General features: G+C 62.6%; 32 protein-coding genes and 1 pseudogene. 23 read left to right on the top strand and 10 right to left on the bottom strand.

The window, feature by feature from the left end:
- Positions 1 to 6: 6 nt before the first annotated feature.
- The 21 genes from ABF821_RS08210 to ABF821_RS08110 all read left to right on the top strand — a co-directional run bounded on the left by ABF821_RS08210 (position 7) and on the right by ABF821_RS08110 (position 17,115).
- Positions 7 to 951 carry a Mu-like prophage major head subunit gpT family protein gene (locus ABF821_RS08210; protein WP_415529675.1) on the top strand — a complete coding sequence of 315 codons (945 nt, stop codon included), beginning with the start codon at positions 7 to 9 and terminating at the stop codon, positions 949 to 951.
- A 92-nt stretch (positions 952 to 1,043) separates the two neighbouring features.
- On the top strand, positions 1,044 to 1,268 hold the full coding sequence (locus ABF821_RS08205) for an HI1506-related protein (RefSeq protein ID WP_415529674.1): 225 nt from the start codon (positions 1,044 to 1,046) through the stop codon (positions 1,266 to 1,268).
- Positions 1,268 to 1,687, top strand: coding sequence for a phage protein Gp36 family protein (locus ABF821_RS08200; protein ID WP_415529673.1), 420 nt, complete (start codon positions 1,268 to 1,270; stop codon positions 1,685 to 1,687). The genes ABF821_RS08205 and ABF821_RS08200 overlap by 1 nt, the downstream gene beginning before the upstream one ends.
- Positions 1,669 to 2,298, top strand: a complete 630-nt coding sequence (locus ABF821_RS08195) for a hypothetical protein (RefSeq protein ID WP_415529672.1) — start codon at positions 1,669 to 1,671, stop codon at positions 2,296 to 2,298. Before ABF821_RS08200 ends, ABF821_RS08195 begins: the two co-directional genes overlap by 19 nt.
- On the top strand, positions 2,295 to 2,504 hold the full coding sequence (locus tag ABF821_RS08190; protein ID WP_415529671.1) for a hypothetical protein: 210 nt from the start codon (positions 2,295 to 2,297) through the stop codon (positions 2,502 to 2,504). The genes ABF821_RS08195 and ABF821_RS08190 overlap by 4 nt, the downstream gene beginning before the upstream one ends.
- Complete coding sequence (locus tag ABF821_RS08185) at positions 2,501 to 3,988, top strand: phage tail sheath subtilisin-like domain-containing protein (protein ID WP_415529670.1); 1,488 nt, start codon at positions 2,501 to 2,503, stop codon at positions 3,986 to 3,988. Before ABF821_RS08190 ends, ABF821_RS08185 begins: the two co-directional genes overlap by 4 nt.
- 3 nt (positions 3,989 to 3,991) lie before the next feature.
- Positions 3,992 to 4,351, top strand: coding sequence for a phage tail tube protein (locus ABF821_RS08180; RefSeq protein WP_415529669.1), 360 nt, complete (start codon positions 3,992 to 3,994; stop codon positions 4,349 to 4,351).
- On the top strand, positions 4,348 to 4,788 hold the full coding sequence (locus ABF821_RS08175; RefSeq protein ID WP_415529668.1) for a hypothetical protein: 441 nt from the start codon (positions 4,348 to 4,350) through the stop codon (positions 4,786 to 4,788). Before ABF821_RS08180 ends, ABF821_RS08175 begins: the two co-directional genes overlap by 4 nt.
- 149 nt (positions 4,789 to 4,937) lie before the next feature.
- Positions 4,938 to 7,121 (top strand): phage tail tape measure protein, encoded by a 2,184-nt coding sequence (locus ABF821_RS08170; protein ID WP_415529667.1) that lies wholly within the window; start codon positions 4,938 to 4,940, stop codon positions 7,119 to 7,121.
- Complete coding sequence (locus ABF821_RS08165; RefSeq protein WP_415529666.1) at positions 7,118 to 8,533, top strand: DNA circularization N-terminal domain-containing protein; 1,416 nt, start codon at positions 7,118 to 7,120, stop codon at positions 8,531 to 8,533. Before ABF821_RS08170 ends, ABF821_RS08165 begins: the two co-directional genes overlap by 4 nt.
- Entirely contained in the window at positions 8,530 to 9,891 is a 1,362-nt protein-coding gene (locus ABF821_RS08160) for a phage baseplate assembly protein (RefSeq protein ID WP_415529665.1), read from the top strand. Before ABF821_RS08165 ends, ABF821_RS08160 begins: the two co-directional genes overlap by 4 nt.
- Positions 9,888 to 10,463 carry a phage baseplate assembly protein gene (locus tag ABF821_RS08155; protein WP_415529664.1) on the top strand — a complete coding sequence of 192 codons (576 nt, stop codon included), beginning with the start codon at positions 9,888 to 9,890 and terminating at the stop codon, positions 10,461 to 10,463. Before ABF821_RS08160 ends, ABF821_RS08155 begins: the two co-directional genes overlap by 4 nt.
- A 63-nt stretch (positions 10,464 to 10,526) precedes the next feature.
- Positions 10,527 to 10,988, top strand: a complete 462-nt coding sequence (locus ABF821_RS08150; protein ID WP_415529663.1) for a phage GP46 family protein — start codon at positions 10,527 to 10,529, stop codon at positions 10,986 to 10,988.
- Positions 10,985 to 12,070, top strand: a complete 1,086-nt coding sequence (locus tag ABF821_RS08145) for a baseplate J/gp47 family protein (RefSeq protein WP_415529662.1) — start codon at positions 10,985 to 10,987, stop codon at positions 12,068 to 12,070. The genes ABF821_RS08150 and ABF821_RS08145 overlap by 4 nt, the downstream gene beginning before the upstream one ends.
- The gene (locus ABF821_RS08140) at positions 12,067 to 12,711 is read left to right on the top strand and encodes a putative phage tail protein (RefSeq protein WP_415529661.1); all 645 of its coding nucleotides are present in this window, start codon (positions 12,067 to 12,069) and stop codon (positions 12,709 to 12,711) included. Before ABF821_RS08145 ends, ABF821_RS08140 begins: the two co-directional genes overlap by 4 nt.
- 13 nt (positions 12,712 to 12,724) lie before the next feature.
- Positions 12,725 to 13,474: a gp53-like domain-containing protein gene (locus ABF821_RS08135; RefSeq protein WP_415529660.1), complete on the top strand. Its 750-nt coding sequence runs from the start codon at positions 12,725 to 12,727 to the stop codon at positions 13,472 to 13,474.
- 2 nt (positions 13,475 to 13,476) lie between these two features.
- On the top strand, positions 13,477 to 13,881 hold the full coding sequence (locus ABF821_RS08130; protein ID WP_415529659.1) for a tail fiber assembly protein: 405 nt from the start codon (positions 13,477 to 13,479) through the stop codon (positions 13,879 to 13,881).
- A gap of 11 nt (positions 13,882 to 13,892) precedes the next feature.
- Positions 13,893 to 14,639 carry a hypothetical protein gene (locus ABF821_RS08125; RefSeq protein WP_415529658.1) on the top strand — a complete coding sequence of 249 codons (747 nt, stop codon included), beginning with the start codon at positions 13,893 to 13,895 and terminating at the stop codon, positions 14,637 to 14,639.
- A 193-nt stretch (positions 14,640 to 14,832) separates the two neighbouring features.
- Positions 14,833 to 16,371 (top strand): glycosyl hydrolase family 28-related protein, encoded by a 1,539-nt coding sequence (locus ABF821_RS08120; RefSeq protein WP_415529657.1) that lies wholly within the window; start codon positions 14,833 to 14,835, stop codon positions 16,369 to 16,371.
- Between the two features lie 17 nt (positions 16,372 to 16,388).
- Positions 16,389 to 16,886 carry a hypothetical protein gene (locus tag ABF821_RS08115; protein ID WP_415529656.1) on the top strand — a complete coding sequence of 166 codons (498 nt, stop codon included), beginning with the start codon at positions 16,389 to 16,391 and terminating at the stop codon, positions 16,884 to 16,886.
- Positions 16,870 to 17,115, top strand: coding sequence for a hypothetical protein (locus ABF821_RS08110; RefSeq protein ID WP_415529655.1), 246 nt, complete (start codon positions 16,870 to 16,872; stop codon positions 17,113 to 17,115). Before ABF821_RS08115 ends, ABF821_RS08110 begins: the two co-directional genes overlap by 17 nt.
- Positions 17,116 to 17,122: 7 nt before the next feature.
- Here ABF821_RS08110 and ABF821_RS08105 read toward each other — a convergent pair whose 3' ends face one another.
- The 5 genes from ABF821_RS08105 to ABF821_RS08085 form a co-directional block, all read right to left on the bottom strand.
- The gene (locus ABF821_RS08105; protein WP_415529654.1) at positions 17,123 to 17,248 is read right to left on the bottom strand and encodes a hypothetical protein; all 126 of its coding nucleotides are present in this window, start codon (positions 17,246 to 17,248) and stop codon (positions 17,123 to 17,125) included.
- Positions 17,245 to 17,571, bottom strand: coding sequence for a helix-turn-helix transcriptional regulator (locus ABF821_RS08100; RefSeq protein ID WP_415529653.1), 327 nt, complete (start codon positions 17,569 to 17,571; stop codon positions 17,245 to 17,247). The genes ABF821_RS08105 and ABF821_RS08100 overlap by 4 nt, the downstream gene beginning before the upstream one ends.
- 431 nt (positions 17,572 to 18,002) lie before the next feature.
- Positions 18,003 to 18,674: a DNA methyltransferase gene (locus tag ABF821_RS08095; protein ID WP_415529652.1), complete on the bottom strand. Its 672-nt coding sequence runs from the start codon at positions 18,672 to 18,674 to the stop codon at positions 18,003 to 18,005.
- Between the two features lie 472 nt (positions 18,675 to 19,146).
- Positions 19,147 to 19,884, bottom strand: a complete 738-nt coding sequence (locus tag ABF821_RS08090; RefSeq protein WP_415509683.1) for an SDR family oxidoreductase — start codon at positions 19,882 to 19,884, stop codon at positions 19,147 to 19,149.
- A 23-nt stretch (positions 19,885 to 19,907) separates the two neighbouring features.
- Positions 19,908 to 20,270 (bottom strand): darcynin family protein, encoded by a 363-nt coding sequence (locus ABF821_RS08085; RefSeq protein ID WP_415509684.1) that lies wholly within the window; start codon positions 20,268 to 20,270, stop codon positions 19,908 to 19,910.
- Positions 20,271 to 20,347: 77 nt separating this feature from the next.
- Between ABF821_RS08085 and ABF821_RS08080 the strand changes: the two genes are divergently transcribed.
- A complete protein-coding gene (locus tag ABF821_RS08080) occupies positions 20,348 to 20,956 on the top strand; it encodes a TetR/AcrR family transcriptional regulator (protein WP_415509685.1) in 609 nt (202 codons plus the stop codon).
- Positions 20,957 to 21,156: 200 nt separating this feature from the next.
- Here ABF821_RS08080 and ABF821_RS08075 read toward each other — a convergent pair whose 3' ends face one another.
- The 4 genes from ABF821_RS08075 to ABF821_RS08060 form a co-directional block, all read right to left on the bottom strand.
- The gene (locus ABF821_RS08075; protein WP_415529651.1) at positions 21,157 to 21,720 is read right to left on the bottom strand and encodes a hypothetical protein; all 564 of its coding nucleotides are present in this window, start codon (positions 21,718 to 21,720) and stop codon (positions 21,157 to 21,159) included.
- Positions 21,721 to 22,105: 385 nt separating this feature from the next.
- On the bottom strand, positions 22,106 to 22,513 hold the full coding sequence (locus ABF821_RS08070; RefSeq protein WP_415509687.1) for a type II toxin-antitoxin system VapC family toxin: 408 nt from the start codon (positions 22,511 to 22,513) through the stop codon (positions 22,106 to 22,108).
- Entirely contained in the window at positions 22,510 to 22,860 is a 351-nt protein-coding gene (locus tag ABF821_RS08065; RefSeq protein WP_415509688.1) for a helix-turn-helix domain-containing protein, read from the bottom strand. Before ABF821_RS08065 ends, ABF821_RS08070 begins: the two co-directional genes overlap by 4 nt.
- A 14-nt stretch (positions 22,861 to 22,874) precedes the next feature.
- The gene (locus ABF821_RS08060; RefSeq protein WP_415509689.1) at positions 22,875 to 24,101 is read right to left on the bottom strand and encodes a tyrosine-type recombinase/integrase; all 1,227 of its coding nucleotides are present in this window, start codon (positions 24,099 to 24,101) and stop codon (positions 22,875 to 22,877) included.
- A 436-nt stretch (positions 24,102 to 24,537) separates the two neighbouring features.
- Here ABF821_RS08060 and ABF821_RS08055 point away from each other — a divergent pair.
- A pseudogene (locus ABF821_RS08055) lies at positions 24,538 to 24,761 on the top strand (IS3 family transposase); the annotation flags it as partial.
- Here the strand turns inward: ABF821_RS08055 and ABF821_RS08050 are convergent.
- Positions 24,725 to 24,979 carry an IS3 family transposase gene (locus ABF821_RS08050; protein ID WP_415529693.1) on the bottom strand — a complete coding sequence of 85 codons (255 nt, stop codon included), beginning with the start codon at positions 24,977 to 24,979 and terminating at the stop codon, positions 24,725 to 24,727. The pseudogene ABF821_RS08055 and the gene ABF821_RS08050 sit on opposite strands and share 37 nt — an antisense overlap.
- Positions 24,980 to 25,221: the final 242 nt, after the last annotated feature.

The following is a 25,221-nucleotide window of genomic DNA, read 5'->3' as shown; positions in this document are numbered from 1 at the left end:
TCAGACATGCCCGCCATTTCCCCCGCGAACCTTCAGGTTCTGAACGCCAACGTCAATCTGTCGTTCAACCGCTATCTCCAGGTCGCGCCATCGCATTACGCCGAGATCGCGATGGTCGTGTCGTCCAGCTCGCGCGAGAATTTCTATCCCCGGATGGATGAAATCCCCGGCCTGCGGCGATGGGCCGGCGATCGCGTCGTGCATCAGCTGTCGATGTCGAACTGGACGATCCCCAACGAGACGTTCGAAGAAACCATCTCGCTGAAGCGCGAGGATTTCGAGGACGATCAGTTCGGCATCTTCAACATCGCGATCCAGCAGCTGGGTTACAACGCCGGCGCGCTGCCCGACCTGCTGACCTTCGGGTTGCTGGAGAAGGGCACGACCACGCGCTGCTACGACGGGCAGAATTTCTTCGACACCGACCACGTCACCTATGACGGGTCCGGGAAGGAAGTCTCCTACAGCAACAATGCCGCGCCGGTCGGCACCGAGGTCGCCGGACCCGCGTGGTATCTGTTCGACCGGTCGCGGCCGCTGAAATCGATGATCTTCCAGAAGCGGCGGGATTTCGTGATTACCGCGAAGACGAACCTTTCCGACGGCAACGTCTTCAACCGGTCGGAATTCATCTGGGGTGTCGATGGGCGCTGTGCCGTAGGCTTCGGCATGTGGCAGCTGGCCTATCGCTCGACGCGCCCGCTGAACGGCACATCGTATGCGGCTGCCCGCGCGGCCATGGCGACCCTGCGCCGGATGGACGGCACGCCCTACGGCATCACCCCCGATCTGCTGATGGTGCCCAAGTCGCTCGAAGGTCAGGCGAACGCCCTGATGAAGAACGACCTGATCAGCACACTGAATGCGGACGGCACCACCTGGACCACCAGCGGCAACGAATGGAAAGGCACCGCGACGCCGATGGCCTGTCCGTATCTGTCGATGACCTGACGGCCGGATCGATGGCCGCCGCACCGCGCAGGCCCGGTGCCCCGAGGCGCCCGGCCAACAAGACCCCGCCCGCCCCGAACGTGGAGACCACCATGGCCGAAACCGGCAAAGAAGAATCGACCGTTTCCATTCTGTCCGCCGCTGGCGTGCGGAAGGTGGCGCCGGGATCGCTGATCGTCGTCAGCCGCCAGCCCGGCCAGCGCCGCGCGGGCGTCGCCCATCCGGCCGAGGCCGTTTATGCCGACGATCACTTCACGAAAGAGCAGCTGAAGCTGATGCGCGCCGATCCGATGCTCTGCCTGATCGAGGTCGGCTGATGGCCTACGCGGCGCTGACCGATCTCGTCGCCATGTATGGTGAGCGCGAGCTGATCGCCGCGACGACGGAAGAAGGCACGCCGCGCACCACGGTCGATGCCGACAAGGTCGCCAGGGCGCTGACCAATGCGTCGGACCTGATGGATACCTATCTGCTCCGCCGCTACGCGACGCCGGTCACGCCCCCCACGCCGACCCTGGTGGCGACCTGCTGCAAGATCGCCCGCGTGGATCTGAACTCGACCGGGGCCACGGTGCCGACCGACCAGATGCTGTCCGACCGCAAGGTCGCCATGGGTTGGCTGGAAGCGATCGCCGCTGGGCGCGCCACACTGGACGGCGCGGTCGCCGCGAACACGTCCGACAGTTTCAGCCGGATCGCGACGCGACCGGCCCCATATTGCCAGGGACGCCTGTAATCGATGCCGCGTTTTCCGCCCCGCCCTTTCCGGACCAGTTGCTGGCCGGTGGCCCGATCGGCGCCGCCTTCGACGCCATCCAGTTGCGGTTGCAGTCGGTGTTCGCGCCAAGTGTCTATTCGCATGTCGAGATCCCGCCCCGTGCCGGGCGGCAGATCTGGGACAAGTTGACCCGCACCATGCCGATGGTCGGACTGGGCTGGCTGTCCTGGACGGCTGCGCGCAATACCGGCGCCGAGTTTCGGGGCGATCTGGTGTTTCCGCTCTATCTGCTGACCCGCCAGTCGACGGTGCGGGGCATGTATGCCGGCGATACCGTGCTGCCTGGCGTGTGGGGAATGTCGGCGCTGGCGATTGCGGCGCTGCATGGCTGGACACTGCCCGGCGATATCGGCACCGCCCGCGTCCGCAATGCGTCCGTCGTCGCGGAAGCCGAGTGGGTGCCGGAAGGCACTGCCTTCGTGGCGCTGGACGTGACGGTGGAAGGTGTCGGTTTCGACGACCCGACCCTGATTGCGGAACTGGCCGACTTCCTGCGCCTGTCCGAGACCTTCACGGTCGACAACCTGGTGCGGCCCACCATCACAATTGAGCTTGGAGAGGATACATGACCATCCAGGTCGTGGTGGCGCCCGGTCGGGCGCCGAAAGACGCGCTCGGTCGCGATCTGCCCGCCGGCACCTTCGCCGTGAATGAAAAAGACCCGTTCTGGGCACGCCTGTTGCGTGACCGCGATCTGGTGCCGCCTCCCGCATCGAGCGGGAGTGCGGCGGCGACCGTCGCCCAGGCTGCTCCCGCCCAGGAGGTGAAGAAGTGAGCGACACCGTGAGCTTCAACGAGATCCCGTCGGGCCTGAACGTCCCCGGATCGGTCACCGAGATCCAGAATGTCCGCGCCGCGAACACGCTGGCCGGCATGCCGGTGCGCGTTCTGGTCCTCGGCCAGATGGGCGGCGGCACCGGCGCGCCCCTGACGCGCTACCCGATCCTGTCGGCCGCCCAGGCCGCCAATCTGTTCGGCGCCGGCAGCGCGCTGGCCCTGGCGGTGGCGGCGCATCTGGCGGCCAAGCCGTTCATGCAGCTCGACGCGATCGCGGTCGCGGCGCCGGCTGAGGCCACGGCCGCCAGCACCACGGTGACGTTCGCCGGCACCGCGACCAATGGCGCCACGGCCGCCATCGAGGTCGCCGGCGTGCGCGTGCCGCTGACCATCATTCCCACCATGGCGGTGGCCGACATGGCGGCGGCGCTGGCGGCCGTGTTCACGCCGTCCCTGACCGCGCAGACGGGTTGCACGGCGACGGCGGCGGCCGGCGTCGTCACCATCACGTCGCAGGAAAAGGGCGCGTTTGCGAACGACATCGACGTGCGGGTCAGCACTCTGGCCACCGACCAGGTGCCGGGCGTAACCCTGACGGTGGGTGCCGGCGGCATGACCGGGGGCACCTTGTCGCCGGATCTGACGCCGGCGCTGAATCTGGTGTCGAACGTCTGGTACACCGACATCGCCACCTGCCTGAACGATGCGCCCAATCTGGCGGCGCTGGCGACCGAGGGGACCCGCCGATACAACGCTCTGGTGAAGCGCGACGCCCATTTCTATTTCGGGTTTCGCGGCACCTATGGCGCGGCGATCGCGCTGTCGGCCGACCTCAACAGCGAATATCTGTCCGGACTAGCCGCCTCGGCGCCCCGCTGGTCGCCATGGGTGGCGGCGGCCGTGCTGTGCGCGATCGCGGCGGACTCGACCAACACCGACCCGGCCCGTGTGCTGCGCACGCTGGCACTGACCGGGCTGGAAGGTCTGGCGCCGGCCGATACGGATCTGTACGAGGACGCGCAGCGCAATGTGCTGCTGGCCAAGGGGTGGTCGACGTTCACGGTCGATTACGACAAGACGGTCGTGATCGAGCGCGTGGTCACGACCCAGCAGGTCGACCCGGTGTCCGGCATTGCCCTGACCTACCCGCAGGATATCCGCGTCCCGAAGGTGGGCACCCGGGTTCGCTATGAGTGGAACAGCTACGCCAATACGACGTGGCCCCGTGCCAAACTGGCGCCGGACAATTCGCCGCTGTCCACCAAGCCGGGTGTGGTGACGCCGAAAACCCTGCTCAATTCGTGGGTCGGCCAGTGCAAGCTCTATGAGCTGCAAGGCTGGATTCAGAACGTCGACACGCTCGGGCCGCAGGCCACGTTCGACATCAACGGCACCGACCCGAACCGCGTCGACAGCCAGTTGCCGATCCAGGTGATCGGTGCGCTGAACGTGCTGGCCAACGTCCTGCAACTGGAGTCCTGAGCCATGGCGCAATCCGTAGGTATTCTGCGCATCTGGTGGATGGGCACGCAGTATGACGTCATCAAGGGCAGTTCGCTGCGTCTGGCCGGTGCCCGCAACGTCACGCAGGTGGCTGGTTATTCGGCCCACCGCAGCCAAGAATTCCAGCCTGGAGAGGTGAAGGCGACGCCATTGCTGCTGCGTGGTCAGTCCCTGGCGACGTTCACGCCCAGTGCCGAAGGCGAATTGCAGGTGCAGGCGGACACCGGCCAGTCCTGGACCATTCCCGACGCATTCATTCTGGATGCGCCAACCATGACCGATGACGGCGGCAAAATGCCCATCACCTGGAACTTCTCCACCTATCAGGAACTGATCGGATGACACACGGACACCTGCCGCCTTTCTCCGTCTCGCATGATTCGGGCACGATCGATATGGGCTCGCCCGATCCGTTCACGCGGGCCGAGGCTCCGCCGGGCTATGAGGATTCGGAACTGCCCCCTGGTGCGCATTGGCTGGCCGATGGCCGGATCTATCTGAAGCTGCTGCGGCCCGTCATGCAGACCTTCGCGAACCAGACGGGACAGACGGAGAAGGTGACAGATCACCTGATCTTTCGTGAGCTGCTGGGCGCCGACCTGTTCGAGGCCGGCACGTTGCCGCGTGCGTCGCAGATGCGGGACCTGGCCTGTCGGTCGATGGGCAATGTCGGCCCGGTCGGCGAGGGCCTGTTGCGCAAGATGCCGGCCCGCGACATCGCGCGGGTCATGGCCGTCGTCATGGTTTTTACCGGAACTGGCCTGACGACTGGCCAGTAATTCTCGCCGCCATCGGTCATGAGCTGGGGTTCGGCGAAACCGAACTGATGCGCATGACCGGGCGGCGCATGCGCTTCTGGTCCTCGGCCGGATCGGAACTGGCCGAGCGCCGACGGCGAGAAGCCGAGTCCAAACGATAGGAACCGCCTGTGTCTGGTCCTCTGGTCGCCGAATTTCATCTTGCAATGTTGGACGGGCTATCTGGCCCGACCGACAAGATGACTGCCGCGCTGGAGCGGTTCGACGCACAGATCCAGCGGTTGAACCGAACCCTCAACCCGTTTGAGGAAATGACCACCCCGATCGCGCGGGCCGAACGCGCGACCGAGGAATTGAATGCCGCCCTGGGCCAGACAGCCTCGACCGCGCGTGCCGCGACCGAGGGGCTGGAGATGATGGGCATGGGTGCCGAGGGCGTCGGCGCCGCCGCAACTGCCACCGAGGGGCTGAACGAGACGCTGGTCGGCACCGCTGCCGCCGCGCGTGAGGCGGCTTCAGGTCTGGGCGCTGTCGGCACGCAGGCCGAAGCATCCGTGACGCGCGCCATGTCGGCGATGGACCGCATTCGCGGTGGCATGGCGTGGATGCGTAATGGTCCGATCGGCACCTATGCGTCTGGCGTGCGCGGTGCCGTCGGGCGCTTCGGCGATTCCGTCCAGGAGGGCGTGGGGCGTGGATTCGGGGCTGCGATGACGGGCTTTGGCCTGATCGCTCCGATTCACGCTGCCGCCGAGTATGACAATACGCTGATGCATATTGGCATTGGCCTGGATATGCACGGGGCGCAGAACGATGCGTTCCGGGCATCTTTCGGCGACCAGATGAATGCGCTGGCGCGTGCGACCGGTCAGCGCAGTCTGGATCTGGTCGATGCCGCCGGTTTCTTCGGCCGGGAGGGCTATACCGGCGCCCGACTGAATACGATGATGCCCGTCGTCGCACATATCGCGACGGCGTATAACGCGAACCCCGAGGCTTCGGCGAAAACGGCCTTCGCGCTTCAGCACAATCTTGGCATCAGCGACAATGCAATTCAGGGCGCGCTCGCTTCGGCGGCGTTGGTCGGGAAAATTGCCGATCTGGATTTCGGACAGCTCGCACCGCTATTCCCGGATCTGGCGGTATCGGCAGCCGGGATCGGCGTTCATGGCCGCACTGGGGTGGATCATCTTCTGGCTGCCTTAGCGGTGTCTCGTAAGAGCGCTGGGTCACCTCATGGAGCCGTCGATAACGAGCGCGCGTTCATCGACGCGACATTCACGAATGCGGGCGCAATGAACTTCGCCAAGCTGGGCGTTGATATCCGGAAGCTCCGCAAGGACGCTGTGGCAAGAGGTCTTGATCCATTCGAGGCAACATTGGATGCGGTGGACCGAGTAACGCGCCGGGGCCACGACGATGCGGCCATGGCAACGCTGTTCCACAATGTCATGGACCGGACGTTCGCCACGGCGATCATGGCCCACATCACCCGCGATCCGGTAACGGGCGAACCCGGCTATCTCGACATCAAGAAGCGCCTTTCGCAGGCCGATCCTTCAATGGTGCAGAAGGATTTCAATACCGGGATCAATTCGACCCTGATCCGCCTTCAGGCATTCGAGGATGTGTTGGCGCAATTGGAGCGGCGGATCGGGACGGGCTTCGTGCCGATCATGAACGTCATGACCAAGGGATTGCAGGGCGTCGAGCGCGGTTTTGAATGGCTTGATAAGCATGTGCCGGGTGTCACGACAGCGATTGTCGGAACGGTTGGTGGTCTACTCGCTTTGGCGACCGTCCTGGGCGTCATCAGCGCCATTGCGGCGCCCGTGGGCGCGGCGTTCCTTTTAATCGGTTCGATCTTTGGTGCCACCGCCGCTGCGGCTGTTGCCATGGGGGTCGGCATCGCCGCTGCCGTGGTCGGGGTCGGACTTGTTCTGGCGGGCGCCGGCTATGTGATCTACCGGAATTGGACATCGATCAAAGCCAGTTTCATTTCGTTCGGCGGCTGGCTGTCGTCCTGGATTTCCGGAATTGGTGGTGCGATCGGCCGGTTCGGCACGGCCCTGGGCCACATGCTGATGACGGCCTTCCAGGCACCGTTCGCGGCGGTGATGCATGAGCTGCACGCGGTCGATGACTGGTTCGCCAGCAGCCGGGTCGGTCAGGTGGTGGGCCGGATGGTCGCGCCGACAGCGGCACCTGTCGGCGCGGTCGCGGCTGGGGGCGGTGGTGCCCAGGTGCATGTGCATGTCTCGCACGACCAGGGCCTGACGGTGCGGCCGGTGTCGGCCCATGGCGCGCGGGTGACGACCGGCCCTGACCGTGGGCACATGGTGGGACGCCCGTGAGCGGATCTCTGTCCCTGGGCACCGGCAGCGTCGGCAGCGGCACGCTGGGCAGTCAGCTTGGTCTGACGGGCGGCTTACTGGCCTCTTCGCTGGGATCGATCCTGGCGACGGCGGCTTGGCGCGGCGTCACATTCTACATGCCGAATTCCGAGGAGATCGTCGGGCGCCGGCTGTTGCAGCTCTTTTTCCCTGGTCGCGACCAATACAAGGTGCAGGATCTGGGCGCGCTGGAAGGGCCGATCCGGGTGCGCGGCCTGATCATCGGCGACGACTACGTGATCCGGGCCAAGCGGATGCGCAAGGCGTTGCTGGCGGCCGGGCCTGCCACGCTGGTGCATCCGTGGTGGGGCGAGATCCGTTGCCGGCTGCTGGAGCCGGGGCGGATCAGCTTCGCGGAGAACGAGATCCGGCTGGCGCGGTTCGAAGCGGTCTTCATCCGCGAACCGGTGACGCCCGGAAAATCCGGGTGGCTGTCGTCCGTCGTCGACACGTTGTCGAACCTGATGGAGAAGGCCGACGCGATGGTGGACAGCGCCGTTCTGACGGCCCGCGCGCTGCTGGCGCCGCTGGTGCTGCCTCTGGCGCTGGCGGGTTCGGTCAGTTCCATCATCAGTCAGGCGTCTGGCGTCTGGGACGCGCTGACCGGGTCGGCACCGCAGCCAGTGCAGTCGGCGGTCGCGGTGCCGCTGGCGACACTGTCCGCCGGCGTCGCGCCCCCCGCCAGTAATACCGACACCAGTTTCGCCGACGCGGTGACCGGCGCCCTGGCGGGCGTGCCTGCGGCGATCGCCAACGGCATCGGCACATCGAGCGGCGCGGCCGTCGCGCCCTCGGGGCAGGTCGCCAACGGGACGGATGACAGCACGACGATCGCGGCACCCACGGCGCTGGCCCTGCTGCTGACCGGTGCCCAGCAGCTCGGTGCCGGCGCACAGGCGATCGCGGCTGCGAACACGGCCTGGACGGGCGCGCTGACGCTCGGCCTTGTGGCGCGCGTGGTGACGATGGCCCAGGCGATCGTGGCGCAGGCATCGCAGACCTATGTCAGCCAGCAGGACGCCCTGGCATCGCGCGACCAGATGCTGGCGGCCCTGTCGGCTCTGTCGGCCGATATCACCTATGCGGTCAGTGCCGGCGCGGGCGTAGCCTCGGTGATGACCATGCTGGACGCGGTGCGTGCCGCCAGGGCGGCCGTGGTGGCGGACATTTCGTCCCGCCTCGGGCGCCTGCCGGCCGTGGTCGAACTGACGCTGCCGGCGCAGATCAGCGCCTGGCGCATCGCCTATGCCGTCGCCGGAGACGATCCGGCCGCCGTCCAGGCCACGTTCGACGATCTGGTTGCGCGGAATGGCCTGCGCCATCCGGCTCTGGCCGGTCCTGGCACGGTCGAGGTGCTGGAGGCGTCATCGTGAGCGATACCACTGTCGCCGTCGCAACCCGGCCGATGGTCGTGCGGGTCAATGGCCGCGTGCTGGGCACCTGGTCGGTGTGCCAGGTCGTGTTCGATCTGTCCTATATCTCGGGCTCGTTCCGGGTCGACCTGCTCGACGAGGCCCGCGCCGACGCGGCGCTGCAAACCGCCAGGACGGATTGGGCGCCGATCCGCAAGCGCATGCCGGTCAGCATCGATGTCGCGGGCGATACCGTCCTGAAGGGCTGGGTCGAGGATCTGCATCTCCACCTGGATGACAACGGAATCACCGCATCGATCGCCGGCCGAGACCCGACCGGGGATCTGGTGGATTGCTCGGCCAACCCGATGGGGCCGGCGGAATATCGCATGATATCGCTGGAAGACGCCGTGACCGCGATCTGCGCGCCGTTCGGCATCAGCGTGACCAAGGATTGCGACACCGGGGCACCATTCAACGTCGTCGCCATCGATCCAGGCGAGCCGGCCATGGCGACGATCGAGAAGCTGTGCCGGCAGCGTGGCGTGCTGGCGACGTCGAACGGTGTCGGCGGTCTGATCCTGACCCAGGCCGGCACCAGCCGCGCGCCCGAACCGCTGCGGATGCCCGGTAACGCCCGTGCGGTCGAGGTCGAGGAATCGTCGCGCGGCGAGTATTCGGACATCTGGGTCAAAGGCCAGTTTAATAGCCTCCTGAGACCCGCCAAAGCGACGCTTGACGCGACGGCGGCGCCGTTGAGCGCAACACCGGGTGCGCCGCCGGCAGCGCCGACCCACACCGCGCAGGAATCGCAGGCGATCGTGCGGTACGGGCATGCGGTGAATCCCGTCATGACCCGGTATCGCCCGCGCGTCTGGCTGGCGGCGACGCAGAGCGGCGGGTCGGTCGCAACCCAGCAGGCCACCGACCAGCCGCTGGACAGCACCGCGCGTGGGCTGACGGCCGATCCTGGGCCGGCGCCGGCCGCCTATCATGCCGCCAAGCGCAAGCCGCGCCGCAAGGCATCGAAACCCCGCACCGACGCCACGCCCTGGACGTTGCAGGACCAGGCCGATTGGCGGATGCGCACCACGCGGGCGGCCGGCGACCGGCGCACCTATCTGGTGCCGTCGCTGACGGCATCAACCGGCAAAAGATGGCTGGCCAACCAGCTGGTCGCGGTGACTGATCGCTATGCCGATATCGACCAGGACATGCTGATCGCGTCGGTGGCCTGGACGGCCAGCCAGGAGGGCTATCGCACCGATTGCGGCGTCGTCGATCCGGACGCCTACGACCTGACCGGTGACATGGACCACACCCATAACGGGCGCCGCAAGGCGGTCCATGTGCGCGCGATCGACGGCACCGCCGGATGAAGATGCTCGACGATCTGGCGATGGCCGTGCGGTCGCTCCTGGTGCGCGCGGTGGTGCTGGCGATCGACGACACTGGCGCCGAGCAGCAGGTGAGCATGCGCAGCCATTACGGCCATGACCGGTCCCGGGTGCCGGTCTACCAGCCGTTTGGGTTTTCCTCACACGCGCCGCTGGACGGTGCCATCGCCCCCATAATCCAGGTGGCGGGCGATGCGGCGGACCCACTGGCGCTGCCGCCCTATAATCCGTCGGTGGCGCGGTTCGGCGATCTCGGCGAGGGCGACACCGTCGCGTATGATGCCTGTGGCCAGCGCCTGCATTTTCACAATGGCAAGCTGGTCGAAATTCAGGCGACCTCGGAACTGCGGGTCGGCATTGGCGGCAAGACGGTGCTGGACATCACGGCCGACGGCGCGACATTGTCTGTCCCGCTGAACGCCACGGCCGGGATCACCACCACGACGGTCGAGGCATCGGAGGATGTGACAGCCGCCGGGGTCAGTCTGGCCCAGCATCTCCATCGCGGCGTGCAGCGGGGCGCCGACCAGTCCGGGACACCCATCGCAAGCTAGGACCGGTGGGGTGGGAAGCGTCTCACCTTAATCTCCGCCACGCCGATCCGGATGATGCCGGGCATGGCGCCCACATTTTCCAACGTCGGACTGGGGTATTCCCCGACCCTCGGCATGGTCGACCTTGTGGTCGGCGCGGCCGGGAATGGGCGTGGGCGCGTCGACCTCGACCAAACCGCCGCGACGTCGCTGCTGGTCGCCCTCGGGTCCGACCGGCGTGCCAATCCCGATGACCGGATTCCTGGCGGCCGTACAGACATTTTCGCAAAGCGCGGCTGGGTGTGCGACCCGCTGATGCCAGATGGCCAGCGCCTCGGCGCACGCACCTGGTTGCTGGAAGACGCCAAGCAGAACGAGGTCACCCGCGTGATGTGCGCGGACTACACGGCTGAGGCGGTCGAAAGCGTCGCAGATTATTTCGGCATCACGATCGACACCGCCGCCGCATGGATCGCTGCTGGCGTGTTGCAGGCGACCGTGACGACCGAAGGCACGACACTGGCCGTCCAGGTGCCGACCGCATGAGCGTGACGATCCCGCTGCCGGCCGACATCAAGGCGCGGATGGTCGCCAATCTACTGGGGCAGACCTTTACGGCCCTGGATGGCACCGTCGTCACGCCGGACGCGGCCAACCCGAACAGCTACGAGAATGTGTCGCTCTCGGTAACGGCGGAAGCCGCCTACGAGATCTATCTCTACATCAAGCTGTATATCGCTCGGGAGCTGATGCCGGATACGGCCATCGACTGGCTCCCGCGCCATGCCGCGCTGTGGAAGGTGCCGCGCCGGCAGGCGGTGTCCGCCACCGGCACCGTGGATATTGCCTGCTCCACGGCCGCCAGTATCCCGGCGGGAACAGAGCTGACGCTGGACGGATCGGTCCGCTGGAGCGTGACCGCGTCCGCCGACATCGCCGCCGGCGCGACAGTCACCGTGGCGGTCACGGCGGAAACGGCCGGCAGCAGCGGCAATATCGCCGCCGGCACCGCGCTGACCATGGTGTCGCCGATCGCCGGCGTCACCTCTGTTACCGTGTCCGGCACCGATGGTCTTTCCGGCGGCCTGGACCTGGAGGCGATCGAGGATTGGCGTGCCCGCATCGTTGCCGCCATCCGCGATCCAGAGGGCGCGGGCACCGAGGCGGATTACAAGCGCTGGGCGGCGGCAGGTGGCGCGGCTTATGCGGGCGTGTTGCCCGGCTGGCCGGGCTCGGCTGGTGTGGTGGTGGGCGTCGCAATGCCCGGACCGCGCGCAGCGACGGACGGTGAAGTCGCCGACGTTGCGTCGTACATCCAGACAAAGCGGCCCGTGACCGCCAAGGTTACGGTGCTGGCGTCGGAGTTGGTACCGGTACCGGTCCAGGTCGCGCTCAATCCAGATTCAGACACACTGCGCATTCTGGTGCAGGCGTCGCTGGCTGTCAGCTTCGCGGCCAATGCTGTGCTGGGCAGTTCTTTCTACAAGTCTGACATTGCCGGCGCGATTGCCTCGGTTGCGGGCGAACGCAGTTATCGCCTGCTGGCGCCGACGGATGATGTGCCGGTCGCAGGTCTCCAGCTGCTGGTGCTGGGCAACGTCGATTTCGTGAGTCCCTACGCCGCATGAGGACGGCGCGTCAGATCGCGGCCGAGCTGGCCAGTCTGTTCCCACCCGGCTGGGCGTGGGAGAGCATGCGCCGTCAGACCGGCAATATGTGGGTGATGCTCCAGCCGGTCGCCGACGCCTTCACCGAGATCGAGCTGTCGGCCGAGGCGCTGTTGCCGCAGATCGATCCCGGACAGGCCACCGATCTCCTGGCTGATTACGAGCGCATCCTGGGCACAGACTGCTGTGTAGGCTCGACAGTCGATTTGCCATTGGCCCAGCGGCAGGCAATCGCGCACGCGCGCTGGACCCAGCCGATGCTGCGTTCTCCGGCGGACTTCGTCGCCTATGCCGCGACGCTGGGATACGAGATTACGATCACAGAGTTCTCCCCCGCCTTCTTCGGGGATGCTTTCGGCGAACCGTTTGGTGGCGATGACTGGGATCACACCTGGCAGGTCTACGTTCCTCAGTTCGATATCGAATATGACGTCTTCGGCGGCGAGTTCGGCGACCCGTTCGCGTCGTGGGGAAAGACTGTTCTCCAATGCCAGCTGCTGGCTCGGAAGCCTGTCCACACAATTCTGATTTGGGCCTACGGGCCTGACGGTAATCCGGCCGTGGCAGACGCCTTCCGTGCCGATGTGAACACCGCAGCATGATGGACAATACCTGATGCAATACCTGATCGCTCCAGGGACGGTGCCGCTTGCCCAGGCGGATGTGACACCGCCGGCCGGGACACCGGGGTTTGCCACCAACGGTAATCCGGTGGCTGGCATACCCGCTACGCGGAACTATGCCTGGTTCATGAACATGCTCGCTTCGGAACTGGGGAAGCTTGTACTGGATGCCGGTGGCACCTTGGATGCGCTGAACTGGAGTCAGGTGTCATGGGCGGTCCAGGAATTCGTCGCGAATGAAGCTGCGCGCGCGGCCGCGGTCGAAAGCAACCTGCAATCGAGCAAGGCGCCGCTCGTCGCGCCCCAATTTTCCGTTGACGGCACCGATGTCCCGACCACGCCGACCCCGGACGGCTCGAACCCGCTCCAGATCGCCAATATCGGATCAGTTTTGGGCGCGCTGCTTAACGGCAAAGGGCTGAGCAATTCCCTGGGCGCCAACGGCTACCAGATCTTGCCCGGTGGCCTGATCGTCCAGTGGGGCAAGGCGGCCAGCGGTGCGAACGGCAACAGCAGCGTCGATTTTCCCATTCCGTACCCGCATGCCTGCTTCGGGGTCTGGCCGGTTGAGTCGAATGCCGGCGGTGCGTGGCCGAATCAGAACGTGACCTTACATGGCGTATCGAATGCCCCTCCTGCGAACCAGTTTGTGATGTATTCGATGCAATTCAATAACCCGAGCACGGGCATTTGGACCGGCGTCGCGGGGCTCGGATATTACTGGATTTCGCTGGGATATTGATCATGACGGACAGCGCGAACTATTATTTTTCCCCCGGCAAAAATGCCTTTTATCCCTCTGCCCTTCAGCCCCGATATGAGGCTGCCGGCACCTGGCCGGCGGACCTCGTCGCCGTTACGGACGACGCATTTGCGGAATTTGGCCTGGCGACGCCGCCGGCAGGGCAGATCAGAGGCGTGACCGCAGCCGGCGCGCCGTGCTGGGTCGCTGCTCCGGTTGTGGCGATCCCTCTGGTCCGGCTCGCCCAGCAGGCATTGGCGTCGGCGCGAGCGACCCTGTGGGCCGATTACGGATCACTGGGCGCGGCAGTCCCCGCTGAGTGGGTGACATATCAACGGGCGTTGCTGGCGATCGTCAGCGGTACGGACACCACCAGCACAGCCCTGCCATCCGCGCCTGGCTCGTAAGGGAGGCGGTAATGCGTCAGCTTTTTCCTCTGTCCGTCGCGCTGTTGGCGCTTGCCCCTCTGGGGGCCGTCGCCGCCACGCCGGGCGTGATTCAACCCGGTCAAGTCATGAGCGCCGACTGGTTCAACGGCGTTCGTTCGGCAGCCTTGGGCGCTCTTCAGGCCTCGACGGCGACGAATAGCTTAGGCCAGATTATTCTGCCATCCGTCGGCGACGTCTCTGGCGCGACGACGACGTGGGCTGGTTCGTCATCAGGCGGATCGCCACCATCAATCGCGAACGGGACGTTTCTGTCACCCACGATAGTCGGCGTCATGTCCCTGGGCGCAGACATCTACCCATCGGTATCAGGTGGCCAGTACTCCGTGCATTATGGCCCCGGCAGCATATGGCGACTATCATTCCAGCAGGATGGTAATCTCGTTGTCTATGATAGCGGTGGGGAATATATTTTCTCTATTGGCGGTAATGACAACGACATGATGGTCAACGTACCCGCTACATTTAGCGCGGCTGCCAAAGCTCAGACCCCCGCTGCCGGCGACAATTCGAACAACGTTGCCACAACGGCCGGCGTTCGAGCGGAAATCGCTACCGTCTACGCGGTCGCGACCTTGCCGACCGACGCACGCAGATACACGGGCGCGCAGGCTTATGTCACCGATGCGACGGCATGTTCGTTCAACGCTGCGCCCGTGGGTGGTGGGTCGAACTTCTGCCACGTGGTCTACACGGGCACGGCCTGGATGGAGATGTGACGACATGATGGGTCAAAAAATTCGGCTTTCCGCCAGCGTCGCAGCCGCGACCATGACCCTCTCATGGCCAGGATTGGCATCGGCCCAGACCGCGACAATGCAGCAGGTCGCCAACGCCGCATTTGGTGCTGTTCCGGGCGGGATGATCAACAAGGCATCGGGCGTCGCCGGGCTGGACAGTTCGGGGCGGGTCGTGTCGCCGATCGCGGCGGATCTGACAGCAGGGACATTGGTACCGCCTGGATCTGGGGGCAGCTCCAAAAGTCTCGTGTCGGTATTAGGACCAGTATACAGGCAGATTTCACTCCTATCGTACGGGGCGAAATGCGACGGCACGACTGACGACACGGCGGCGATCAATGCGTGGCTCGCCAATGCGACGGACGCCGGCAATGGACCCCCGGCCAATGTCGAGCTGGTCGCGCCGGCCGGTATCTGCGTTTTTACCTCGACACTGCACAATCCAGCAGCACAGCAGGCGGGCAACGTCACGCTGGCGGGCGCCGGGGTCGGGGCGACGACGTTCCTGTACGAGGGCACATCCACGACCATCGACTTGATCAATATCGGAGATGGGGCAAACCCTCAGTTCAACTGGTCGATCCGGTCATTCAAGGTGCAGTCGGCGACGAAAATGACGGCGGGCACGGCGCTGCATATTCGGGGTTTGGTGCGGTCGAGCATCGGTGACGTCGTGCTGGACGGTCAGGACGGTAACGGCAACCTGTGGAACGGTTTATGGCTGGACCAGGTAGATTCGATCATGTCGTGGGGCAATAACTTCGCGACCGGCCAGAATGATGCGATCCGCCTAAATGGCGGCCCTCTGGGGGCGGCCGATTTCGGCATGATGGGATGGAAGGTTTCGTCCCCCAACGGTTACCCCGCGCCCGCTGTTGGCGTCCACATCGGCGGCGGATTTGGGGGCTTTAACTGTGACGGCGGGTCGGACATCATCGGCAACACGATCGGCGTCCTAATCGACAATGCGCTCTATAGCGTGACAAACCGCGAATTTGCGTTCGGCCCAATGTGCGGGATCGACAGTTCCAAAAATATCGGCGTCAAGATCAACGACACTCTGAGCCATTCGGGCGATCTGTATGTCAATTTCTCCGGAGGGTGGATCGCCTCCTCGGGCACCAACAATCTGGAGATCGAGACGGGCATCAACGGCCATCTGATCTTTTCAGGCGGCACCATTTTCAACGCCCTGGGCAATGGCGTCTACGATCTCTCTAATATGGTGCAGTCCTATTCTGGTGTGCAGTTCCGACAGAACGGACGCGGGTCTTCCGGCGGCTATGGGTTCTCCAAGGCAGGGGGGACAAACAGCATCATGCTGGTTGGCAATAATTTCGAAGGGAACACGTCCGGAGCGACCTCTGGCGTAACCCAGGTGATCGCCCCTTATGCCAACGGGAGCGGGGGCGCCGTGATGGGCGCGCGCATCGCCCTCACGCCGGACGGATCGGGCAATTCGGCTCTCATTCCGGCAACGGCAGACGGGACTACGAACGAGGGCTCGTCCTTGTCGTGGCATCAGACGGGCGGCCTCGTGGACAAACTGTATGTCGGAAATACCAACACAAACCCGACCGTCGCGCTCAGCACGGCCGCTGCCTGGACGACCGATACCACAAAATGCGGCTCGATCAGCGGGTCGACGGGGTGTGCGATCCTCTACAATTCGTCTGGTGCCGCTCGTTACCTCCCGGTGTTCGGCAACTAGATCGTAGCAGGGCGCATATGATCGATCTCCTGGCCCTCTGGTCGACCTATGGTGGCGCGGCGACTACCGTGATCGGTGGCGTCGGCGGTTGGTATGCCAATATGGCGCGGTTGCGCTTGGGGCGTGACCGTGCGGCGCTGTCTGCCGGGCAGCAAGCGCTGGGCATACTTGAGCGGTCAACCCAGCGAGACGCACGGATGGACGCGCTGCTACGCGACCTGACGGATCGTGTTGCCGATCTGATGCGCCAGCGTTGGCAGTCGGACGACGCGTTGCAGGATCTCTACGCTCAGGCGATTTCGGCACGCCTGACAATCCAGGAGTTGGATGCCCAGGCCGGACGGCCGCCTCGGCCATTTCCGCCCTTGCCGCCCTATCCCTATCCTCGGATCGAACGGGCGGCGTCGATGGATGATGCGACGGCAGCGAGGGGCGCTAAACCAGATACAGCCACGCCGGATGCGGGCGACGCAGAGATTTTAGGGGAGGAGCCCGACCATGCCGGAGGAGGATGACGCCCAAGAGCTGTTGGGAGCCATAGAAGATGTGATGGTGGACATCGGGCACTGCAACTGCCTGGATGATGCCTACGACAGCGGGGCCATGGAGCGTCTGGAACGCGTTCTGGTGCGATTAGGAGTACAAGAGCGGATCGACGCTCGCATCCTCTCTGGTAGGTGCCGGACCAACGCGGTCTTCGCGCGTCATATGGTGACGATTCCCGCCCCAAAAGACGTCGCTTAGGCTGCTCTCAGACGACGTTTCGATCCCTAAAAATGGGTTCCAATCCGTCTGTCCCGAAGTTCCAAACCACATGGCGCGCTTCAACCGTGGTCAGGCCGAACAGGGCGTCGTCGGAGGCATCCATGTCGGTCATGACCTGTTTCTCCATGACGCCCGGTTGCGGAGTGCGGCGATAAAATTTTCATCGGAAGTGCTGTTACAGCGGTGACGTTGTAGCCAGTTCTCGACATCCTGCCGGGCGTAGAGGACACGAGTGCCGATTTTCAGGAACGGTGGCCCGTCGCCGATGCAGCGGTATTTTTCCAGGGTGCGGATGGAGACGCCGATCAGATCGGCGGCCTCGCCACTACGCAGATAGGGGCGCTGGATACGGGCCGGTGCGGTCAGGGTGCGCGGGGGCGTCTGTGTTGCCGGGGCCGGGGGCTGTTCCGGCTTTGGTCCGGGTCTCGTGGTCATGGGAACCTCCCTTGTCGATGCGGTCCGCTTCGGGGGTGAAGCGGTGCCGGTAAGGGGAGGCTGACGGGAAAAATGCTGTCTGGGAGTGGAGGATATGACGTGCGCGAATTTCTCCACCCTCAAAGCGCGGGTAGGCGTAGGGAAGCGTCTGGAAATGCTCGGTGATTGTGCGCCTTCGGCGAAATCCTGATATGCGGCCTGAAAGGTCGCTTCCGCTCGCGACGCGGGAGCGTCGCGTTGTCAGGGCACAAGAGAGCTTGAGGTCAGACCGGTTATTCGGGCCGGTAAGGAAGAAAGATGCGAGCCGGGCTTGCCTGGCGAGCGCCGCCCGCGCGGGCCATCGGGCCGCGCGTCCCCGCCGCCGATCCGCCAGGATCGGCGCGCGGCTATTCCGCAGTGGATAAGAAGCCGGAAAGGGAGAAAGCGGAGGCTTACGCCGCCCGCCTCTCGCCCCAGTAAGCCAGCCGCCGGGAGGCCGTGGCCGCATGGGCTTCGTCCAGTTCCATGCCCAGCCAGTCGCGGGCAAGATGCTGCGCCGCCACCAGGGACGAACCGGACCCCGCGAACGGGTCCAGCACCAGCCCACCGGGTGGGCAGAAGGTGTGAACGAGGGGCAGCAACGCCGCAACCGGCTTCTGCGTCGGGTGCATCCTGTTGCCGCTATAGGGCATGTCGATCACGTCCGGGATGGGCTGCCGGGGTAATTTCGCGTCGCCCTTGGCCAGCAGGTAAGCCGCCTCATGGGTGTAGCGGACGAAACGCGCCGATGACGCATAGGACTTCCGGAAAATGATGTGCCCAACGGGCCGGAACCCCGCCGCTTTCCATGCCGCCATGAACAGGTCAATCCGGTTCCAGGCATAGAAGGACACGGCAAAACGGCCGTCTTTCAGAACGCGGTGCATCTGGTTGAATGCGGGCCGGAGCCATGCGGCGTTGTCGTCATTGCGCACTGTTCGTCCGTCCCGGCCCCGGTAGTTCACCAGATAAGGCGGGTCGGTAAGGATAAAATCCACGCTCCCGCGCGGCATCGCCCGCATGAGGGCAACACTATCGCCCTGAAGGATTACATTACGGAAGGCCCCTTTTGCATTGTCGGTCATGTCCCTGATTCCTTTGCCGGTATCATCGCCGGGGGAAGCACCCCTGCGTGCTTCCCGGAGGCGGGTGACCGCGCGGGAGAGTTGGGGACAAATGACGGCGGGAGTGGCCGGGTTGCGCGCCAGCGGGGCAACGCCCTGCGCCGTCGCGCGGCCCTGCCGCTCTGTAGGCGGCGTTTGGGGGAAGGGAGGCGAAGGGCCTTCCTTCCCCTTTTTCCTCTCTGCGGGAGAGTATGCTGCTTGTCAGCTAAGGGGGGATTGTGTTGAAAAAGTCCCGCTGGAGCTTCCACTCAACATTTGGTTCGATATCATAACGTATAGAACGCTGTAATCATGGGAAATTTTCATTCCTAATTGCATACAAAATCCTGAACGGACACCTCAACCTGACTTTTTCAACACAATCGGGGGCAGCGGAAGGTCCGTTACACGACATAGGCTTGCCAGAGCTGTCCATTGCTTGCAGGCACCGATATCAGTTTCGACCTCCATTCGCCCGAATAACCTGACCGCTGATCCAACTGCTTTCGGGACCAGCGAGAAAAGAGACGATCCGTGCAATGTCGTCAGGCTCACCCAGGCGACCCATAGGAATGTCTGCTGTGATACGCTGAATTATTTCCTCTGATCGTCCAGCCAGGAAAAGATCGGTTCCTACCGGACCAGGTGAGACAGCATTGACCGTGATTTGCCGGTTGCCAACTTCTTTTGCCAAAACACGTGTCATAGTTTCAACAGCTGCTTTTGTAGCAGCATATACGCCATGCACAGGCATGTATGTCCCAACAATACTTGTTGAGAGGCTTATGATCCTACCACCGTCACGCACACGGTTTGCGCCTTCGCGGAGCCCGTAAAACGCACCAAAAACATTTATTTTCATCTGAGCGTTGAAGTCTTCGTCCGACACGCTCGCAATCGGGGCGACCTTGAGGATCCCAGCGTTGTTGACCAGGACATCGACGAGTCCGTACTCGTGCTCGGCGACGTCGAACAGATGCCGGATCCCGTGAGGCTCTGAGACATCGGCCTGAACCGCCATTGCCATGCCACCGGCTTCCTCGATCCGGGCAACAACGCGTTTTGCCGCCTCTGAGTCCGACAGGTAATTTATGATCGTGCAAAATCCATCCATTGCCAGACGGTGCGCAAGTGCTGCCCCAATCCCACGCGACGCGCCGGTCACGATAGCGATGCGTTTTTCGCTTGTCATGATGGTTCCTTTTTCAGCGGAATCTAAACGGTGATGACGTCACGGTCATAGTTCTTCGCATATGCGTCCTCGACGCCCGGAAGAATCTCGACGATGCTGAACCACCGGTCCCAGAAGGGGGTCTCGCGCAATTCCTCGACCAGCATTTCGTAAGAATGGTGATCCTTGGCTTCCCACATCCACAGGTCCGTGACACGCGCCGAGTAAAACTCGATATCGAAGAAGCGCATGGCGACAGAACTGCGGTATTTTTCCAAAATGGGCGTGAGATGTTCACGTGCGAGTTGATTGCGTCGCTCGACGGTAAAGCCGAGCCATTCGGGGGTTGTCTTGACGAGCATGAAAATCGTGATCGCCGGATCGAAATCCAGATTGTGTTTCGTCATGAAGCATTCTTTCTTAGTCGAGTTGATTGCGTTAGAATGTGAGCTTTCGCTCATATTGACTACTCGCATTGATGCCCATGCCCGAAACGCTCTCTCCATCTTCCCGAAAGCCCAGGAAAAGCCCCACGCAGGCACGATCGCTCGCAACCGTCGAGGCGATTATCGAGGCGGCGGCTCGCATTCTTGAAGCAACCGGCACGGAACGGTTTTCAACCAATGCCGTCGCTGAGCGTGCCGGCGTCAGCATCGGTTCGCTTTATCAATACTTTCCCAGCAAGCAGGCACTCCTGTGGGCATTGATTGATCGGGAGACGTCACGCCTGATCAGAGACGCAACTCGCGCTCTGGATGCGCCCACCGGTGAAGCTGCTCTGGATATTCTGGTGGAGGCAACGGTTGCGCATCAGTTGCGGCGCCCGAAGCTCGCACTCCTCCTCGATCAGGAGGAAGCGCGCCTCCCGACGGATGCGGACCTTCAGCGCGTTGCTGGCCAGTTTCTGGATTTGGTGGCCAAGACCTTGCAGCGTCTGGGCACTTCCGGGACGTCCGATCATCAGGAAGAAGCGCGTGACGTGGCAGCCATCATCAAAGGCATGATAGATGCCGCCGGTGCCTTCGGCGAGACCGACCCGGTTCGTCTGGCCAGGCGCGTTCTTAGGGCTGTAAACGGGTATCTTCTTCATTAGCAGCTTCCACCCAAAGTCCCGAATATGCGCCACTTTAGGCACGACGTTCCGGATGGGGGGGAAGTCGAAGGTCGGCTTCCAGAGAGCGATTCAGATGGAGAGTTCGAAAAACCCTCTTTTTCAACCGACCAAGAATCATGAACCATTGATATTCTTATGTACTAAAAGTGCTTAAGAAGGGTCTTTCGAACCATCCAATTCTATAGGGAATCTAGAGTTCCGCCATTTCCTATCTGTTCCGGATCTATTGTGACAATTCGGCCGCTCTCTTCCATGATTACCTGAAGATCCATTGGCATTTTTTTCTTTGCAGCTTCCGATATTTCCCTCCAAGCTGCGTCATATAAGTTTTTGAGAGTAGGTTTTAGGGACACAATTTTTCTTATGGAACCAATTCCAGTCTTTGCTTTGTACGGTCCTGCACCTGAAATATGTTCTACTATTATTGCAGCAGCCTCCCTTGGGGTTCCAAGGTGATCTTGAATTCTTATGCTTTCATCGCATGTATCTGGAACATCGTAGCCAAGTGAACGCAACTCCTCATAATTCCGTAATTCGTTGTTTAGTTTTTGAAGAAGAACATCGACACAACAATCTTCGTCTTCATATGCGAGCAAGACGCCATATTGTGGATAGTTTACAGATCTGTAGTAAGTCTTCCATTTTGAGGGATAAAGATGATCATCTCCACCACGCTTTGATGATAGGTCAATGATATCCTCCCTTACTCCGTTGGATACAAGCTCATCGATAAAATCCTTCATGAATAAATCCCCAATTCCTCTAGCGCGAATGTTTTCTTGGACAGCTTCAGAACCGATCATACAGTCCCAAAATTAATACTCAATGCTATCTGCTCAGTAGCACGAACTTCCACATTGCGGAGCATGCAGAGTGCTCTAAGGCGACTCGGCCCGGTAATCGACAGCAGTCTTCACTCATACTTTAGACGATCACGCTCGGTGGTTAACGCCCCATAGTAATAACGGAAAATCGCCTCCTCGTTGCCGAGCAACGGCGTTGTTTGCGGAAAAAAGTCGGGTTTCGGGAAATTCTCCCAACCGCGTCGATGTCCGACATGACGGCGAAAGCGGTCTTGTCTGGCAGTAGTGGGCGGAATCAACGCCGCCTGAGGGGAGGGGGGCAATTTCACTCGGACCTAAGCTGGGCGGACATGATGTCTGTGTGAGGAAAATCTTCGCCCTTGAAGAGGAGCGGGGCATCGTGAGCGCGAGCCAGGGCATAGCTGGCACAATCGCCGAAGTTCAAACCCGCCGGATGTCGCCCTTTGCCGAAACGTAGGAAAGCGTCGCGGGCGATCCGCTCCTGGTCCGCATCCTGTGGCACGATCTCGATGGCGGCCGTTTCGATCAGGTCGTCGAGGCCCCGCCACGCGCTCTCGTCACCGACCTTGCCCGCCAGCACCATGCTCGTCTCCAGCAGGCTGACGGCAGAGAGCGGGCAGCGATCGGTTTCGGCAATGATACGCAGGAACGCGTCGGCTTCGTCCTCACGGCGCAGGGCGGCCACCAGCGCCGACGTGTCGAGCACGATCACGCGGGCAGGCCGTTCTCGTCATAGAGATCATGGTCGGTCAGGATGTCGTGGCCCTTCAACCGTTCGGCGCTGCGCAGACTGATGACGCGTAGATCGGCAAAGAGCCGGTCCGCCTGGGCACGGGGCGCGTTGCGGCGACGCACGCCATAGGGGATGAATTCCGCGCCCGCCAGCTCCAGTGCCCGGCAGACTCCAGCCAGCACGATCGGCGTTACCTGTTTCGCACCGCTCTCGCTTTCCAGGCGGCGAATAGTCACGACGGAGACGTGGGCGCGGCGTGCCAGTTCGTCTTGCGGCAGATGCAGCAAGGCACGGGCAGCGCGGATCTGGTCGGGCGTCACATTCATGAAGAAAATGTATCTCAATGAGCGGATTCGTTCAACAGAGGAGCAGGCGCTTCTCTGCCGAATGGACCCTTGTGGATGCTGTCTGTTTCCTTCATCGGAGCGGCGAGGGCGGAGGCAACGGCGTCCGCGACCTTGTTTGCGGCCTCGCGGACAGGATCGGTCTTGAGATGGGCGTACCGTGCCGTGGTCTGCACCTGTGTGTGGCCCAATAACCGCCCGATCATGGTCAGGTCCGCGCCAAGCTGAAGCGCGTCGGAGGCGAAGGAGTGTCGGAGATCGTGAAGGCGGAGCGTGTTCAGCCCGGCCTTGGCCCGAAGCCGCCGCCACGGACGCTGAATGTCCGTCAGGTGCTGTCCTTCGACCTTCCCAGTGATGACATACGGATTACTCTCGATCCGGGGAATATCCGCCAGCACGTCCAGCGCCGCTTTGCCGACGGGCACGACCTTGGCCCCGGTCTTGGAATCCGGCAGGCGCAGCACGCTAGCCCGGAAGTCCACATACTCCCATTTCAGCGTTTGGATTTCCCCAAGGCGGCACCCGGTCAACAGCAGCAGCCGAATGCAGGTCGCTGCTTCCGGCTCACCGTCTGCTTCCCGAAGCACCTTGCCCAGTCGGGCCAGTTCCTCGGGTGTCAGGTAACGCTCCCGCTTCACTTCCTTGTAGCGTTTGACCTTCCAGCACGGATTGATCCCGTCTGTTCTTACGCCCCAGGTGTCGGCCAGGGTGAACATGATGGATAGCACGCCGAGCACGCGATTGGCCTGATAGGGTGTCTCCTTGAGGGACTGGTGCAGTTCGACGACATCGGCGCGGGTCACATCGATGACCTTGAGAGTTCCCAGCTTCGGGCTGATGAACAGGTCAACACAGCGACGATATTCGTACTGGGTCGAGGGCTTGCAGTGCGAGACGACGTGTTCGTCAAGGAACCGCTTGCCAAACTCCTTCATGGTCGCGGCGGCGCGGAGCCGGTCGCGCTGCGCGCCGGGATCGCCGCCCAGCCGGACAGCGGACAGATGCTTCATGGCCTCTGTGCGGGCCTGATCCGGGGTGAGGGGACCATGTGGCCCGATATTGACGCGGCGGATGCGTCCGCCCGCGCGGAACTGGGCGAGGTAGATTTTCCGCCCTGAGGGATGAACCCTCAGACCGAAGCCCCGAAGCTCGTCATCCCAGAGGAAATATTCCTTACCGGTTCTGGCGGCGGCCTCGACGGAACGTTTGGTGATCTTGACCATGGGACATCCTCCCCCGGTTGGAGTCACTGGAATCAAATAGGAATCATTTGGGAGTGAAAACAGGCGATTCCAGTCGGGGGAGAGTGTAGCAGAAGACGAGTAAGATCTTAAGAAAAACAGCCATTTATCGTAGAAAAATCGGCTCTGTGCGGTAATTATGTAAGTATTAGACTGGAACTCATAACCTGAAGGTCATATGTTCAAATCCTATCCCCGCAACCACACGCTAAGTGTCTGAAAAGACAGAAGAAAAGCCACCCTCAAGGGTGGCTTTTTTTGTGCCCGGAATGCGGCGCAGGATGCACATAGGATGCAAATGGGAGCGAAAGCGCAGCGTAGTTAGCGCACAAAATGGGACATTATCACGATAGCGTGATGGCCGTTCCAAGCCTCGCTGCTCAGTGAAAATGGCGCGATCTGACGACTCGGCTCTCTAGAGAACGCGAAGCTGAAGTGACTCCTGGCGGAGAGCGTGATGGACGTCTCGACGCTGAAGGAACTGCTGGCAAAAAACTCGTGCCCCCCGGCTTGTGGCGGGAGGCCGCGACTTGGGCGATTACGGAGCGGGATTACTCGCAGCGATGGGCCTGCCAGCTAATCGGCATCGATCCGAAGACCTGGCGCTATGCGTCACGGCGTCCGGCCGAAGAGGCCGCGCGGGTGGGCATCTTGTTGCGCAGTTGCATGCCCAACTCCTTGTAACGACGATAGATCCGCTTCGGGTTTACCGCCCAGCCATCCCGCTGCAGCAGGATATGAACGCGGCGATAGCCATAGCGCACACGGGTTGCGCAGATATCCCGGATCCGCCGGGTCAGTTCGGTCTGCGTGCCACGCTTCGACTTGTAGACATAGAGGGAAGGATCGATCTGCAACACCGCACAGGCGCGCCGTGTCAAGATCTTCCATTCCCCCTGAAGCTGGTCCACGAGTTCGCGCACGCCTCAGAGCTTTATTATAAATGCTTCATGTATCGCGTGGAACAACCTCTTCGCACTTTTCAAAACCATCCGTTTCATTGATTTTCAAAAAATGGCTACGTAAAGGCCAAACGTGATAGTTTTTGGTATTATATACAAATTCTAAATAATAGACATTCCATTTTATATAATATAAAATC

The organism is Gluconacetobacter sp. (assembly GCF_047721585.1).
GTDB classification, from domain to species: domain Bacteria; phylum Pseudomonadota; class Alphaproteobacteria; order Acetobacterales; family Acetobacteraceae; genus Gluconacetobacter; species Gluconacetobacter dulcium.
The sequence above is the reverse complement of the archived record's forward strand: the minus strand, read 5'-3'. Positions and strand labels throughout refer to the sequence as shown.

Coding starts and splice junctions, on each gene's coding strand:
- ABF821_RS08145 (WP_415529662.1), top strand. CDS start 10,985: ATGAGCGTGACGATCCCGCTGCCGGCCGACATCAAGGCGCGGATGGTC.
- ABF821_RS08155 (WP_415529664.1), top strand. CDS start 9,888: ATGAAGATGCTCGACGATCTGGCGATGGCCGTGCGGTCGCTCCTGGTG.
- ABF821_RS08110 (WP_415529655.1), top strand. CDS start 16,870: ATGCCGGAGGAGGATGACGCCCAAGAGCTGTTGGGAGCCATAGAAGAT.
- ABF821_RS08190 (WP_415529671.1), top strand. CDS start 2,295: ATGACCATCCAGGTCGTGGTGGCGCCCGGTCGGGCGCCGAAAGACGCG.
- ABF821_RS08130 (WP_415529659.1), top strand. CDS start 13,477: ATGACGGACAGCGCGAACTATTATTTTTCCCCCGGCAAAAATGCCTTT.
- ABF821_RS08125 (WP_415529658.1), top strand. CDS start 13,893: ATGCGTCAGCTTTTTCCTCTGTCCGTCGCGCTGTTGGCGCTTGCCCCT.
- ABF821_RS08210 (WP_415529675.1), top strand. CDS start 7: ATGCCCGCCATTTCCCCCGCGAACCTTCAGGTTCTGAACGCCAACGTC.
- ABF821_RS08080 (WP_415509685.1), top strand. CDS start 20,348: ATGCCCGAAACGCTCTCTCCATCTTCCCGAAAGCCCAGGAAAAGCCCC.
- ABF821_RS08105 (WP_415529654.1), bottom strand. CDS start 17,248: ATGACCGACATGGATGCCTCCGACGACGCCCTGTTCGGCCTGACCACG.
- ABF821_RS08065 (WP_415509688.1), bottom strand. CDS start 22,860: ATGAATGTGACGCCCGACCAGATCCGCGCTGCCCGTGCCTTGCTGCAT.
- ABF821_RS08205 (WP_415529674.1), top strand. CDS start 1,044: ATGGCCGAAACCGGCAAAGAAGAATCGACCGTTTCCATTCTGTCCGCC.
- ABF821_RS08115 (WP_415529656.1), top strand. CDS start 16,389: ATGATCGATCTCCTGGCCCTCTGGTCGACCTATGGTGGCGCGGCGACT.
- ABF821_RS08140 (WP_415529661.1), top strand. CDS start 12,067: ATGAGGACGGCGCGTCAGATCGCGGCCGAGCTGGCCAGTCTGTTCCCA.
- ABF821_RS08150 (WP_415529663.1), top strand. CDS start 10,527: ATGGCGCCCACATTTTCCAACGTCGGACTGGGGTATTCCCCGACCCTC.
- ABF821_RS08085 (WP_415509684.1), bottom strand. CDS start 20,270: ATGACGAAACACAATCTGGATTTCGATCCGGCGATCACGATTTTCATG.
- ABF821_RS08075 (WP_415529651.1), bottom strand. CDS start 21,720: ATGAAGGATTTTATCGATGAGCTTGTATCCAACGGAGTAAGGGAGGAT.
- ABF821_RS08175 (WP_415529668.1), top strand. CDS start 4,348: ATGACACACGGACACCTGCCGCCTTTCTCCGTCTCGCATGATTCGGGC.
- ABF821_RS08090 (WP_415509683.1), bottom strand. CDS start 19,884: ATGACAAGCGAAAAACGCATCGCTATCGTGACCGGCGCGTCGCGTGGG.
- ABF821_RS08100 (WP_415529653.1), bottom strand. CDS start 17,571: ATGACCACGAGACCCGGACCAAAGCCGGAACAGCCCCCGGCCCCGGCA.
- ABF821_RS08060 (WP_415509689.1), bottom strand. CDS start 24,101: ATGGTCAAGATCACCAAACGTTCCGTCGAGGCCGCCGCCAGAACCGGT.
- ABF821_RS08095 (WP_415529652.1), bottom strand. CDS start 18,674: ATGACCGACAATGCAAAAGGGGCCTTCCGTAATGTAATCCTTCAGGGC.
- ABF821_RS08180 (WP_415529669.1), top strand. CDS start 3,992: ATGGCGCAATCCGTAGGTATTCTGCGCATCTGGTGGATGGGCACGCAG.
- ABF821_RS08135 (WP_415529660.1), top strand. CDS start 12,725: ATGCAATACCTGATCGCTCCAGGGACGGTGCCGCTTGCCCAGGCGGAT.
- ABF821_RS08200 (WP_415529673.1), top strand. CDS start 1,268: ATGGCCTACGCGGCGCTGACCGATCTCGTCGCCATGTATGGTGAGCGC.